This is a genomic window from Actinomadura sp. NPDC048032 (assembly GCF_040653175.1).
GTDB classification, from domain to species: domain Bacteria; phylum Actinomycetota; class Actinomycetes; order Streptosporangiales; family Streptosporangiaceae; genus Spirillospora; species Spirillospora verrucosospora.
The window spans coordinates 1-13,212 of sequence record NZ_JBEZJP010000213.1; the positions used below are offsets into that span (position 1 = coordinate 1).

Sequence of the window (13,212 nt, forward strand, 5' to 3'; positions counted from 1 at the left end):
TCGTCGATTCCGCCTCGCCAGTGGTCGATGGGGCGGCCTTGTTCGAGGGCCCGGCCGATTTCCAGCGGACCCGTCGCGCGCACCAGCCTGCGGCACGGCCGGGTGGCCGACAGTTCCCCGTTCACGCGCCCTCGCGCCACTGAGAGGGTTTGTGTTGCGAGGGGGATGAATCATGACTGAAGTCCAGGCGGATTGGTCCGGCATCGTCTACGGCGACTTCACTGACCCGAAAAAGTTTGTGCATCGTTTGGAGGCGGGAGCTGACCCCTTCGGGGAGCTGTGGACTTTCGACACCCCTCTGCACGTGGCCGCGCAGAAGGGCTCGCCGCAGGTGGTGTTCGAGCTGGCAAGCCGTGCTCATGACCTCGACGCCTTCTGCCAGGGTCGTAGCGCCTTGTGGAACGCCGTCTACCACCATCGTGACGACAACGCCTTGATGCTGGCCGAACTGGGCGCCGATCCGTGGCGACCCATGATGGACGGCTGGTCGCCGGGCCGGCTCAGCCTGGCAGGCTCACTCGGGGACCTGTTCGAGGTCCCCGAAGACCAGGCCCTCACTGACCAGGAGCGGGCGATGGCCGATGCTGGGCCGAAACTGGCCGAGGTGTTCTCCGGCATTTCCTACGACGGGTTCTCGATGGCCTCCGTGGCGGGCCTGACGGCCGTCGAGGCGGTGCGGCGCCTGCCCGTCGGTGAGGTCATCGTCGTGGACGACCACGCGCCGTGGCACGAGAGCGCAATCTGCGGCGAGATGGACATCGTCGGCGTCACTGATGCTCCCGGGGGCTGCGTGATCGCCCAGCCGTGGGCGTACCGGGCTGTCGATGCGCTGGAGGCCGTGACGGCAGGGACGTTCGCCGACGGCATGTACGCCAACCCCAAGAGCGGCAACCAGGGACACATCGCTGAGGACGGCCGACGGGTCAAATGGGACCTACACCCTGGTTACGACCCCTATCCCGACTCCACTGCCCGCGACGTACTGGCGAGCTTCCTCTCGTGCCGCAACGCGATCGTGCACTGTCTGGTGTACGCAGGACTGCGGCCCGATTCCACAGACTGCCTCGAGTGCCCCGACACCTGGGTGCGGCTCGGCTCCGGGCGCTCTCAATGAGCACAGGGAAGGCGCCGCGGACTCCCTCAGCCAGGTCTGGTCCGGCCCGCCGGGACCCTCCACAGCAGACCGATGACTGCGGTGCCGACCTCCGCCGTCCTCAACGCCAGTCGGGCACCCAGCAAGTGCTCGGCTCACCTCAACAGGACGCTGACACCAACTCGGCGCATGGCCTGAAAGCCCACAATCCGGAGCCTTTCGCCAGCGTAATTCGGGGGGCCGCAAATGCCGGACCACTTTCACGAAGCGATGAACGGCGACACTATCTGCATATGGCTAACCCAGAAGCCGCCGAGGCGGCAGAGCCGATCGATTCGATGGGACTGGCGGACGCCCTCGACCTGCTGCGCACCGAGGTAGCGGCCGCCCAGCAGCGCGCGGCCGGGGCCGGTGTGCGGTTTCCGATCCAGTCGCTGACCGTCGAGTTCAAAGTGGGATTGACGCGCAGGGCAGGTGGGCGGGCGGGATTCAAGGTCCCGTTCCTGGAGGCCGGCGGAGACGGCTCGATCGCCAAGGAGACGGTTCACACCGTCACCGTTGTGCTCGGGGCACCTGCGGACGCGTCGGGCCGCCCGGTGAGGGTGACCGGGCAGGGAAACACCCTGAAAGGGTAGCTGCCAGATGCCGTCCGTCACGATGGACCGCCGACTGGTCGAGGTGATCGCCGACCGCGGCCCGTCCGCACATGACCGGTACCGTTACGGTTCCGGGTTCCTGCTCGGCGCACGGACGGTGCTGACCGCCGGCCACGTCGTCCGGGCCGCCGACGCTCTCCTGATCCGGGGGCCGGGCAAGCGTGAGGTCCGTGTTTCCCCGAGCGCTGCCCTGGTGGGCGACACAGCGCGGTGCGACCTGGCGCTGCTGACGGTCCCGGAGATGGCCGAACTCCCGCATCCGCCGCTCGCGCTGATCACACGCGAGGTCGCGGGCGGAGACGCCGTCGAGGGATGCTGGTCGGTCGGCTATCCGCGATTCCAGGAGATCGAAGGCTCTGATGGCTCGGTCGTGCGGGAATCGGCCCAGGTACGCGGCCACATCCTTCCCCTCGCGGGACTCGGGAGAGGACTGCTCTCGCTGCAGGTCGGCCATTCCCCGCGGCCGCTGCCCGACAAGGACGTGGCGCTCGGGCAGAGCGAATGGGCCGGCATGTCGGGCGCGCCGGTGTTCGCCGACGACCGCCTGATCGGGGTCGTCGTGGAGCACGCACCGCGGCGCGGCTCGTCCGACATCTCCGTGGAGCCCCTGTCGCGGCTGCTTGAGCCCGACTCGGCGCCACCGGACGCCGCGGCGTGGTGGGACAGGCTGGGCGCCCCCGATCCGGCAGTCCTGCCCGTTCTGCCGCGTCCTGTCCCGGCGGCCTGCCTGCGGCTGCGCCGGAGCCTTCCGGACAACCCGGCCCCAAGCATGCTGCTGCGCGGCGAGTTCCGCATCGTCCCCTTCGACGGCCGCGCGGATGAGCTGAAGCGGCTGCTGGCCTGGTGCCGCCGGGACGAGCCGCTGTCGGTCCTGCTCATGACCGCTCCGGGAGGCCAGGGCAAGACGCGCCTGGCGGACAGGCTGTGCGACCGTCTCGGAGCCGACTGGACTGCCGGGTTCGCCGACCCCGCCGCGGCCCTGGACGACCTGTCCCGCCTGGCCCGTGGCGGAGGCCGCTGCCTGCTCATCGTGGACTATGCCGAGACGCGCTCGGACCAGGTGCGCGAGCTGATCGGTGTGTTCGCGCGGGAGCGGGCCGCGACCTTGCGGCTGCTGCTGCTCGCCCGGTCCGCAGACGACTGGTGGACCCGGCTGTGCGAGCAGGCGGACGAGGAGACCGCGGCGGTGCTGGAGCTGGCCGACCGCGAGCGGCTGAAGCCGCTGTCCTCCGACCCCGCCGACCGCCGCGCGTCCTTCGAGGCGGCCCGGGACGCCTTCGCCAGGGAGTTGGGCACCGACCCCCGGCGTGCTCCCGTCCCGCCCGACCTGGCCGACCGGCGTTACGGGCTCACGCTCACGCTGCACATGGCCGCCCTGGCCCTGCTGCTGGACGCGGCGGATCCGCCTGCCGCCCCGAAGTTGCGGGATCCGGCGGCGCGGGTCCTCGCGCACGAGCGCCGGTACTGGCACCGCACCGGTTCCGGCATCGACGAGGCGATCCTCGGCCAGGTGGTGATGGCCGCCACCGTCCGCGGGGCGGCCGACCGCACGGAGGCGTACCGGCTGCTTTCCCGGCTACCGGACCTGGGCGACCAGCAGCACCTCGTGCTGAGCAAATGCCTGTCGTGGATGGCGCAAGTGCTCCCGGGCGAGGCGGCCCTCAACGCGCTGCAACCGGACCTGCTCGGCGAGGAGCACACCGCGCACGTACTCGACCGCGCGCCGGAACTGGCGGGCGTCCTGGCGGCGGGGGCGGACGACGCGCAACTGCACCGGCTCTTCACCGTGCTGGGACGGGCCGCCGCACGGCACGAGCACGTCACCGATCTGCTGCCGTCCTTGCTGGCCGACGAGCCCGATCGCCGCCTCCCCACAGCGGTGGAGGTCGCCACGCAGCTCACCGATCCGGTTCCGCTGGTCGCCGCGGCCGAGCCGCACCTCGCGGCCGTGCAGAGCCCGGACGCGTTGATCCGCATCGTCGAGTGCGTCCCTCCACAGACCGTGGCCATGGCCGACCTCGCCCTCAATGCCACCCGAACACTCGTGGAGGCGCTCGGGCCGGCGGCGGACAGCCCGCGATTCGCGTGGACATTGCAGAATCTGGCGAGCCGATATGCGCTGGTCGGGGACCATGACAAGGCGCTCGCCTTGGGAAAGCGGGCGGTCGCCGCGCACGGCGGCGACTCGCGTTCGGTGGACGGCGAGTCCCTCGCCACCGCGCGCAACACCGTGGCGGTGGCCTTGCTCTCCCTCGGCCGCCCCGGCGAGGCGGTCCCCTTCCTGCGTCAGAACGTGACGTTCTGGGAGCGCAGGGAGGAAGCCGAACCCGGCCGCCATCACACGGAGCTGGCGCGGGCTTTGAGCAACCTCGGCACAGCCCATATCGCTCGGCGCGACGCACGGACGGCGGCACGGGCATGCGACCGCCTGGTGGCGCTGTGCCACCGGCCACCCGGAGACGGCCCCGAGGCCCGGGCGAGCCACGCCGGGGTGCTGGTCAGCCTGAGTCAGATGCATGACGCCCTCGGAAGGGAAAGCGAGGCCGTCGCCGCAATGAACAAGGCCGAGAAGATCCTGCGTCCGTTGGCGATCTGGCGGCCGGACACCTACGGTCCCATTTACGCCACCGCGCTGAATATCCACGCTGCGACCCTCGGCCGCTACCACCGCCCCAGCCGCGCCATCGCCCGCGCGGAGGAGGCGGTGGGGACGCTGCGGAACCTGGCCGAGCTCCGTTCCGTCCGCTATCTGCCCGACCTCGTCGAGGCCCGGCAGACCCTCGCCGGGATCCTCGGGCAGCTCGACCGCCACGCCGAGGCGTTCGAGCAGATCGGCGCGGCGCTGGACGAGATCCGGCACCTGCTCGAGCACGGAAACCGGCGCCACGTCGACTTGGCCCACCGCGCGGTCGGCAACCTGGCGTCCCTTGCCACCCGCGGCGACCGCGTCGACGATGCGCTACCGCACCTCGACGCCCTCGAGGACTGGTGCCGCCGCCATGAGGGAAGCGCGTCCGGTCTGCTGCTGGGCCGCGTCCTCACCGAACGCTGCCACCTGCTCAGACATTGCGACCGGAACGAGGACGCCGCCGCCTGCGGCGGCGAAGCGGTGGCGGTGCTCGGCCGAACGGAGGCGCCGCGCCTCGTCATCGCCCGCGCCTACGCCGCCCTGGCCGTCGCCAGGGCCGAGAACGGCGAGCTCGACGATGCCTGTGCGGCGGCCTTCCGTGCGATCAAGGATGCCCAGAACGCCGATCCCGCCGAGGACGTCGACGTGCTGAACGTGGCAGGACTGCTCGGCGACCTGATGAAGCCCCTTCTCACCGCGAAGCGCACACCCGACGCCGAGTGGGTCGCCCGCCGCACGGTCGAAATGCTTCGCAGCGTTGCGGTCCGCAACCTCGCCAGCCGTGAGGACCTGGCGCGGGCGCTATTCCGGCACGGTGTCTGCCTCAAGGGTCTCGGGCAGTTGGAGTGGCTTCCCCCGGTACAAGAGGCCATCCAGTTGCTGCGCGACCAGCAGGCCGACGGACTCGGAACCAGCCAAACTCGGGAGAACCTCAATCTCTACATGCGGTTCCGAGCGCAATTCCTACCGCGGAACGTGGCGGCGCTGCAGTCGGGCACCGGAGTGGAGCGCATCGACCGTCACGGCCGCAACGATCCATGCCCCTGCGGTTCCGGCCGCAAATACAAGCGCTGCTGTCGGCAGCCGGGCGCGAACCGACCATAAGCCTTGGTCGGCCCGCCGCAGCAGAGACGAGGCCCCGATCGGGTCCGCAGCTGCAACGCACGCTCCTGCCCTGCGTCCGTGCTGCGGCCCAGCGCGTCCAGGAACGCGCGCTTCCCGTGACATCGGTTGAAGTACTTCATCAGCTCCTCGCTCCGATGCCGGATCCACACCTCCCTCGGAAGTTCTCCAGTGTTCTCTTGTCCGCTATATCTGTGTCAGTGTCGCGATGATGAGTTGTTATTCCATGTTTTTCTATCCGCGTGAGACACCATTTCGGGGCTGTATCACCCCCGTCGGGTGCCGATCCGTTCAGAATCGCCGAGCCGACAACGAGCCGATATGGGCCGTTGACGGTCTGCTGGCCGGGCACGGGGAGACGAGACCGCCCGTGCCGTCGCGGGGCTCCTCAGGACAGCGCTGGAAGCCGCTCCGTGAGAGGAGCTCAATGACCACCCCGTCCTGGGCCTGCGCCGGGCGGGGCGGTAGGCCGAGGGCCTTGTCGCGGCGCGTCCAGCTCGTGGTCGCGTAGGGGACCGATCGACAGGCCGCGGTCGCGTATCCACTCCAAGAGCGGCGGCAGCGCGTCGAGCGTCTTCCTCCACGAGTCGGGTGCCGATGTGCAGTCGGAGTCGTGGAGGAGCACAGTTCCTCCACCGTTGAGGTCGCGCGTGAGGGTCGCGAGGATGGAGGCGGGGGTCGCCGCGCGCGTCCAGTCCCTTCCCCAGTTCGTCCAGAGAACCGGTGTGAGGCTTAGGCGGCGGGCCGCCCGCAAGGCCGAGAGGCTCAGCACACCGTAGGGGGGCCGGTACCATCGCGGCACCGTCCCGGTGACGTTGACGATCGACTCCACCGCCCGGGCCAGGTCGTCGTAGGTCGCGGCGGGCCCACGCAGCAGCATGCAGCGGTGCTCCCATCCGTGGACGGCGATCTCGTGTCCTGACTCGGCGAGGCTCCGGCCCAGGTCTGGGGCGGCCTTGAGCATCCGGCCGAGCAGGAAGTAAGTGGCCTTCACCCCGTGCTCCCGCAAGACGGTCAGGAACGCCGGTGTCGAGCGCGGGTCCGGACCGTCGTCGAACGTGAGCGCCACATGGCCGGGTTCGCCGACGCCGGCCAGCCCGGGGAACAGCTGCCGGCGCAGCGGCCCGATCGACGTGACGGCCGGCGAGGCATGTGCGGTGGCGAGGACACCTGCCGCCGTCACGGCGAGACGCGTGGCGCTCATCGGGATGCCTCCACCATCTCGGAAACCTCCATGGACGCGGGCCGGCCGCTGGCCGCGGGGGCTCGTCCGGTCGCCAGGGCGGCGACGATCGCCGCCGGGTCGGCGGCTCCGGTGTACCCCATGGCGCGGGGTGCCGTCAGCGCCGCGAACAACGCCTCGGGCAGCTCGTCGGGTCTGCGTGCCCACGGCGCCCATCCGGACTCCTCCAAAGCGGCGGCGTTGGTCCTGCCGTGTCCCGGAAGGCAGCGGTAGCTGATGACGGGCAGGCCGGACGCCAGCGCCTCAAGGGAGCTGAGGCCGCCGGCGTTCTGAACCACGAGGTCACAGGCGCGCATCAACGTGGGCATGTCCTCGACCCAGCCGAGCGTGACGCCGACGCCGGAGCGGGCGAGCGCCTCCCGCAGCGCGGCGTTGCGCCCGCACACGACGACCGGCGTGACCAGCCGGGACGCGGCCACGTCCCGTGCGGTGGCCGCCACGTCCCCGGATCCCCAGGCGCCTGCGACCACCAGGGCCAGGCGGTCGTCGTCCGGCAGGCCGAAGTGCAGTCGTGCCAGCTGCCGTTCGAGGACGGACGAGGCGGGCCGAAAACCGGGTCGTACGGCGGGCGCGCACACCTGGACGTTGGCCGCGCCGAGCCGTCGCGCCTGCGCCGCCGCCGTCGGGTGCAGCGCCAGGTGGGCGTCGGCCCTTTCGGCGATCCATAGAGGGTGCACGGACATGTCGGTGAGGTAGGTGACGACCGGGACTCGGAGCGCGCCGCGCCGCCGCAACCGGCCCAACGCTTGGCTCGCGAGGGGGTAGGTCGACACGACGACATCGGAGCCCGCCGCCGTATGGGCGAGGCGACGGGCGGCCAGCCCGCTCAGGGCACGTGCCGCCGCCGCCAGTTTCCTGCGCTGGTCCAGCGCGGTGAACAACCGTTCCCAGCTTTCCGGGGCGGCTCGCAGTTGCAGCGCGTACGTCTGCCGCAGGAGGTGGCCGAGGGAGGCTGGGAGGAGGTCGAGAAAGTCGTGGCGGTCGACGGTGAATCCGGCTTCGCCGAGCCGGCGGGCCAGCTCGCTCGCCGCACCGTCGTGCCCGGCGCCGACGCTCGCCGACACGATCGTGACGTGCCGTCTCGTGCCGGGGTGGATCAAGGAGGGGGTCACGACCTGGTGCCTTCTGTCTCGACGCGACGGAACTCGGCCGTCGCCGGCCGGAGGGGGAATCAGGGAAGGGATCGCTCGTCGCCGCGCGTTCCGCGTCGGCGGCGACCGTCACGACCGGCGGGCGCGCCGGATGCGCAGGCGTCCGCACAAGGTGCCGCGGTGCTCGACGCCGACGGTGGTGAACCGCCCGTACACGATGGCCAGCCAGCAGAACCCACCGACCGCGATCACTTCGGCGTGCTGCTTCCGGCCGGCCAATCGGCCGCCGGTGAACAGCACTACCGGGAGGGTCGAATCGGCCGGCAGCCGGCCCCAGGCGATGGCGCACGGGCGTCCGCAGGAGACGGCGCGCCGGGCGCCCCGCAGCATCTCCGGCGCCACCGATGACCGCACGAGGACGTCGACCAGCGTCTCTGCCTCGTACATCTCCAGCGCGGGCCGCTCCTTAGCTGCCCGGACGAGCCGAATCGCCCACGGGGTGCCGGTCAGGCACTGCTCGACGGGCGCCGCGCTGGTGGCCATGGGGTGATCTCCTTCCGTGCCCAGCTCATGGGGCACGGGATCAGCGTCGTCGTTTCGAGAGCGAAGAACAGTAACGCGGCTATCCGACTCGGGGTGGCACTAGGTTCACCTTTGACCATCCCGCCTGCTCCAGGAGCGCCGCCTGCCCCTATCACGCTCGCATGCGTAACTTCGGTCAAGCGGGGCCGGCGTGGCAGGAGAGCGGCCTGATGTTCTGCTCGACGACCGGGAAGCCTCTGGACGCGGCGAACGTGCGGCGGGGCTTCCGGCTCATCACCAAGAAGGCCGGGATCGGGGAGACCTGGTCGCGGCGCGAACTACGTCACTCGCTCGTATCGATCACGAGTGACGGGGAGTGCCCATCGAGGCGATCGCCAATCTGTGCGGGCACTCCTCTCCGGCGGTCACCGGGGAGGTCTACCGGCACCAGTTCAGGCCGGTGATCACTCGGGGCGCCGAGGTGGCCGACGCGGTGTTCCGTTCGGGCAAGTCGGCGTAGGCCGTATGGCGGTGGCTCCCCGGTTGGCTTCGAACCAGGGGTGTCCTACTGCGAACAAGGACGGTATCCAAGCCTCCGACCTTGATCGCGTGCGGGTGCTTGTCGGTGCGTGTCGATGGAGTCTGTGATGCGGTGCGCTCATGTCTCAGAGGCGCTGAACGAATCATCCCCGCATGCGCGGGCTGCGGTCGGGAGCAGGCTGTCCATACAAAGCGGGGCCCGGCTGGTGCCGGGCCCTGCGATGGAGCACTCGTTGAGTGTTAGTTGAGCCGGCGCCGTGTGCCGGCGGAGGTTGTCAGGTCCGCGGTGCTGTTCCGCGTGCGAGCAGCTTTGCGGCCACCGGCGCCATGAAGGCGACGGTGCCCACCACTGAGGCCAGCGAAGCGAGGCCGGCGATGACCAGCGTCGAACGTGGCCCGAAGCTCTCAGCCAGCCAGCCGATCAGGGGATAGCCCACAAGGGAGCTCCCGGTGATCACCAGCAGGTACAGGCCCATCACTCGGCCCCGCAACTTCTCCGGAGCGCTCAGTTGCGTGAGCGAGTAGGCCGTCGTGGTGAAGGTCATCAACGCCATGCCCGTCGGTAGCTGCATGGCAGCGAAGGCCCAGTAGTGCGGCATCAGTCCGGTCGCGGTCACCAGGACCCCGAAGACCGCCGCCGCGGCCAGCATGTCCCGCATACTCGGCTGCTTCCGACGGGCGGTGAGCAGTGAGCCGACCAGCCCGCCGACTGCCGCCATCGCCGTGACGAGGCCGAATGACGAGGCTCCGGTATGGAAGACCTCTCGGCTCATCAGGGCATCGGTCACCGCGAAGTTCATGCCGAACGCGGAGACCAGCAGCATGATGGTCATCAGCATGACCAGGTCGCGGCGCTGCCGGACGTAGCGCAGGCCCTCGCGCAGCTGGCCTTTTGCCCGCGGCGTTGGATCCTTGACGTACAGCTCGTCCTCTCGCATGAGGTAGAGCCCGAGTTCCATGGCGGCGAACGACGCGGCGTTGATCAGGAAGACCGGACCGGTGCCGACGGCGGCGATCAGCACGCCGGCGACGGCCGGGCCGAGGATCATCGTGGTGTTGAACAGCGCGTTGTTCAGGCCGATGGCGTTGGACACGTCACGGGGCCCCACCACCTCGAAGGTGAACGCCATCCGGGCCGGGCTGTCCACTGTCACGGCCAGGCCGAGGCCGAGCGCCAGGGCGTACACGTTCCACACGCTGACGGAGCCGGTGACGGTGAGCAGGCCGAGCACGAGTGCGAGCGCGCCCATCACCGCCTGGCTGATCATGAGGATGCGCCGCTTGGGGTACCGGTCGGCCAGGACACTGCCGTACAAGCCGAACAGCAGCGCCGGCAGTAGCTGCAGACCGGCCGTGATGCCGACCGCGGTGCCGCTGCCGTGCGTCAGTTCTAGCACCAACCAGTCCTGGGCGGTCATCTGCATCCAACCGCCGATGCTGGAGATGCCCTGACTCGGCATGAGCAGCCGGTAGTTGCGATGGTTCCGCATCGAGCGGAACAGCCTGAGGTCCTGCTGAGTCGCTTGGGGAGCGCTGCTCGGCGGGCCCTCCCTGGCGGAGTCGGCTCCACCTGCACCCGAGATGTCGGACATTGTTGGTCCTTTCGTTTGTGTGGTCTTGCCGTGGCGCCTCTGCACGCCACCGCAGGGACCGTCCTGCCAGCGCACGGCAAAGCAAGAGGTCGGCTGGGCAAGGTGAGAATCGCGACATTGGATGTGCTGGGCGACTCCGGCCTCGCCCAAGCGCTCGACTGTCCGGGCGCAGAGCGCCCTCGTTCACGAGCTGTGGGCCTGACCAGCAGCTTCTCGATTTGGAGAGGCCTGAAGGGCGATAGCCCTTACCTGGCACTCGACCGGGCGGGGCCTACCGCCGCCGGTCCTCCACCAGGGCGGCCGGGCCTACCTCAGTGGCCGACCCTGCGGTCATCCGCTCCTCGGCCTCCAGCGCCGTTCGCCGGTACTCCGCACCCCCCGAAGCCTGTACTCCACCGCAGCCCGCGATGCGAACCATCGTCGGTCACGGGTTATGGCTGCCGCGATGCCCAAGCCAGCAGTGGGCCTGTCACCGCGAGATCATGCACAACGGCCTGCCAGCCCATATGCATCGAGAACCAACCGCACCCGCCGAGCCGCCTTCCTGACATGGCTGGGGCTCTCATACCGCCGGTACAGGAACGCGCTACTGGGCTGCGGTCCAGGTCACGATCCATAGGACGAGAGGGAAAAGGCCGCTCGGAGTTGCTCGCACAACGCTTGCACCTCGGTCTCGCCTGGTACGGCCCCTTCATGGAACATCGCCATCTGCAGTGCTGGGCCGAACGCGTCGAACCGGGCCATGTCAGCCTTCACCGCGGGCTGGACCACGAAATGCAGGTGGCCCGGCACAGCATTGGCATGGGACCAGAGGCATACGTAGACCTGCTCCGGCTGGACGACCTGCGTCACCGCTGCGGCCACTCGCTGCAGCAACGGACCCAACGCCGCGCTCTCGACCACGTTCAACTCGGCGACATGGACGACGTGCCGCACCGGCTTGACCACTAACGTCCCCAGGCCGAGCGGGCCCACCGAGTGCTCGACGACCCAACCAGACGACTCCGCCAGCCGACCTCCGGGAAGAGGGCGGGCCCCGACAAGGAGATCGCACGCGAGACACCCAGCGACAGGTTCCATAACAACCATCCTCCAGGCATCAGAGCGCAATCGCCGCCAGAGATTCGCGCCCGGCTGGCGATTCCCCGAATCAGCTCACCCAGCAATGACCGAGAAACCTCAGAAGCAGGAGGCAGCCGTATGCGACCGCTGACGAACGCTGAACTGCCAACCATGGTCGACATCAACACCGCCGCCCGAGCCCTCGGTCTCTCCCGCACCTACGCCTACCACCTCGCCAAACAGGACCAGTTCCCCTCAAGATCCTCCGCATCGGCACCTCCTATCGCTTCCCCACAGCAGCCCTATAAGTCCTGCTCAGCTCCGACTAACCGGAGCGCGCCGATCCTGCCAGCTCGCCTTGAGGAGGCAAGAAAGTCAACTGAACGCCGGGGGTGCGGAGCTGACCATCTCTGAGGAGATGGCCGGGCGATGCCTGTCCGGCTCGCCGGCATGGCGTGAGCCCTGACCCGGATGGAGCCGGGTCTGCGGATCCGGCCCCGGCCCGTTGACGACCGGCAGCTAGGCAGCGCGCGGATTTGTCGGTGGGCCCCCTTACTGTGCTCGCAGGCAGATCGCTTGAGGTCGCGGAGGTACAGATGGCGGGACTTGAATGGTTTTACGGGCGAAATCTGCCACTGCTGAGCCTGACATTCGCCCGCGGCATCACCGCGAGGCAGCTTGTGGACCGGATGGGAGCCGACTCGGCCACCTTGGCATTGCGCAGCCAGGAGGTCTTCCTCGATGAGTTCGATGACGTCCTCTACGACGACGACGCCTACGTGGTGTCCGCCGGACAGTACGCGTCGTGGGCATGGGCGTGGGAGCACGGCAGTTGGTTGTGCGTCGAAGACGACGACCTGGTGCGCAGGGTCTCGGCCGACACGACAGCCGTGGTGCTGCACGCCAACGAAAAGCCCATGGTCGAGTTCCGCTACGCCGAAGACGGGTGCCTGGTCACCGGTATCAACACCTTGCTCAGCCTTCGTCCCGAAGACCGCACCGGGAGCGAACCCCACCGCTTCGATGCCACACTACGCGCACTGGAGGCCGATCCAGATAGCGGCGATTACGGGCCCCTGGGGCTCCGCGGACTCTTCTATCGGGTCGCCGAAGACCTCGGCATCGGACTCCCGCACGAAGACTTGATCAAGACGCCCGTCTTCAGCGGCCAGCTCCAGCCTCGAATCCCGTGACCAAGACTGGCGAGGCTTTCACGACGCGTCCTCACCGGCCCACACAGTTCGACGACTCGCGACCAGTGATCGCTTCACGGCATTAAAGCAAGAATCGTCTCTGACAAACGCACTCACGGTGATCGCCGGCTCGCACGTTCACGCGCTCAAGGGTGGCCCAAACCGGCCCTCGCGCTCACCGGCGGCAACCGCAAGGACGGTGAACGACGAGCACGCCCGGTGCGGGCCCCCGCACCGGGCGTACCGGGATGTCGTCAGTGACGTCCCACGTGCTCTGCCGGACGGATCAGCAGGTCGGCTCGCCGCTCTGCGCGGGAACGTTGATGGCGCTCCACGCGGCCTTCACCGCGTTGCACTCGGTGGTCGAGCCGGGGAACAGCTCCTTGGCCGCCTGGAGGGTCGCGACGCGGGCGCGGGCGTGACTCCAGCTCGTCACCTTGCGGCGCTGACCGGACGAAGGGACGCACAC

The 13,212-nt window shown here is 69.3% G+C and carries 10 protein-coding genes and 1 pseudogene; 5 read left to right on the forward strand and 6 right to left on the reverse strand.

Going from position 1 to position 13,212, the window contains the following annotated elements:
• The first annotated feature begins 172 nt into the window (after positions 1–172).
• The 3 genes from AB0C69_RS25050 to AB0C69_RS25060 all read left to right on the forward strand — a co-directional run bounded on the left by AB0C69_RS25050 (position 173) and on the right by AB0C69_RS25060 (position 5,482).
• Positions 173–1,114 carry an ankyrin repeat domain-containing protein gene (locus AB0C69_RS25050; RefSeq protein WP_360357535.1) on the forward strand — a complete coding sequence of 314 codons (942 nt, stop codon included), beginning with the start codon at positions 173–175 and terminating at the stop codon, positions 1,112–1,114.
• A gap of 272 nt (positions 1,115–1,386) precedes the next feature.
• Positions 1,387–1,728, forward strand: coding sequence for a trypco2 family protein (locus AB0C69_RS25055; protein WP_360357538.1), 342 nt, complete (start codon positions 1,387–1,389; stop codon positions 1,726–1,728).
• Between the two features lie 22 nt (positions 1,729–1,750).
• Complete coding sequence (locus tag AB0C69_RS25060; protein WP_360357541.1) at positions 1,751–5,482, forward strand: trypsin-like peptidase domain-containing protein; 3,732 nt, start codon at positions 1,751–1,753, stop codon at positions 5,480–5,482.
• Positions 5,483–5,924: 442 nt separating this feature from the next.
• Here AB0C69_RS25060 and AB0C69_RS25065 read toward each other — a convergent pair whose 3' ends face one another.
• From AB0C69_RS25065 to AB0C69_RS25075, 3 genes are all read right to left on the reverse strand, one after another.
• The gene (locus AB0C69_RS25065) at positions 5,925–6,704 is read right to left on the reverse strand and encodes a polysaccharide deacetylase family protein (RefSeq protein WP_360357544.1); all 780 of its coding nucleotides are present in this window, start codon (positions 6,702–6,704) and stop codon (positions 5,925–5,927) included.
• Positions 6,701–7,855, reverse strand: a complete 1,155-nt coding sequence (locus tag AB0C69_RS25070) for a glycosyltransferase (protein WP_360357546.1) — start codon at positions 7,853–7,855, stop codon at positions 6,701–6,703. The genes AB0C69_RS25065 and AB0C69_RS25070 overlap by 4 nt, the downstream gene beginning before the upstream one ends.
• A 108-nt stretch (positions 7,856–7,963) precedes the next feature.
• Positions 7,964–8,377: a hypothetical protein gene (locus tag AB0C69_RS25075; protein WP_360357549.1), complete on the reverse strand. Its 414-nt coding sequence runs from the start codon at positions 8,375–8,377 to the stop codon at positions 7,964–7,966.
• Positions 8,378–8,732: 355 nt separating this feature from the next.
• On the opposite strand from AB0C69_RS25075, the gene AB0C69_RS25080 reads away from it, so the two are divergent.
• The gene (locus tag AB0C69_RS25080; RefSeq protein WP_360357552.1) at positions 8,733–8,876 is read left to right on the forward strand and encodes a hypothetical protein; all 144 of its coding nucleotides are present in this window, start codon (positions 8,733–8,735) and stop codon (positions 8,874–8,876) included.
• A gap of 295 nt (positions 8,877–9,171) precedes the next feature.
• Here AB0C69_RS25080 and AB0C69_RS25085 read toward each other — a convergent pair whose 3' ends face one another.
• Both AB0C69_RS25085 and AB0C69_RS25090 read right to left on the reverse strand, forming a co-directional pair.
• A complete protein-coding gene (locus AB0C69_RS25085) occupies positions 9,172–10,488 on the reverse strand; it encodes an MFS transporter (RefSeq protein WP_360357555.1) in 1,317 nt (438 codons plus the stop codon).
• Between the two features lie 606 nt (positions 10,489–11,094).
• A complete protein-coding gene (locus AB0C69_RS25090) occupies positions 11,095–11,463 on the reverse strand; it encodes a hypothetical protein (protein WP_360357557.1) in 369 nt (122 codons plus the stop codon).
• 683 nt (positions 11,464–12,146) lie between these two features.
• Here AB0C69_RS25090 and AB0C69_RS25095 point away from each other — a divergent pair.
• A complete protein-coding gene (locus AB0C69_RS25095; protein ID WP_360357559.1) occupies positions 12,147–12,743 on the forward strand; it encodes a DUF6461 domain-containing protein in 597 nt (198 codons plus the stop codon).
• 286 nt (positions 12,744–13,029) lie between these two features.
• On the opposite strand, the pseudogene AB0C69_RS25100 reads toward AB0C69_RS25095, so the two are convergent.
• Positions 13,030–13,212 (reverse strand): annotated as a pseudogene (locus AB0C69_RS25100) (M4 family peptidase); the annotation flags it as partial.

Coding starts and splice junctions, on each gene's coding strand:
- AB0C69_RS25050 (WP_360357535.1), top strand. CDS start 173: ATGACTGAAGTCCAGGCGGATTGGTCCGGCATCGTCTACGGCGACTTC.
- AB0C69_RS25055 (WP_360357538.1), top strand. CDS start 1,387: ATGGCTAACCCAGAAGCCGCCGAGGCGGCAGAGCCGATCGATTCGATG.
- AB0C69_RS25060 (WP_360357541.1), top strand. CDS start 1,751: ATGGACCGCCGACTGGTCGAGGTGATCGCCGACCGCGGCCCGTCCGCA.
- AB0C69_RS25065 (WP_360357544.1), bottom strand. CDS start 6,704: ATGAGCGCCACGCGTCTCGCCGTGACGGCGGCAGGTGTCCTCGCCACC.
- AB0C69_RS25075 (WP_360357549.1), bottom strand. CDS start 8,377: ATGGCCACCAGCGCGGCGCCCGTCGAGCAGTGCCTGACCGGCACCCCG.
- AB0C69_RS25085 (WP_360357555.1), bottom strand. CDS start 10,488: ATGTCCGACATCTCGGGTGCAGGTGGAGCCGACTCCGCCAGGGAGGGC.
- AB0C69_RS25095 (WP_360357559.1), top strand. CDS start 12,147: ATGGCGGGACTTGAATGGTTTTACGGGCGAAATCTGCCACTGCTGAGC.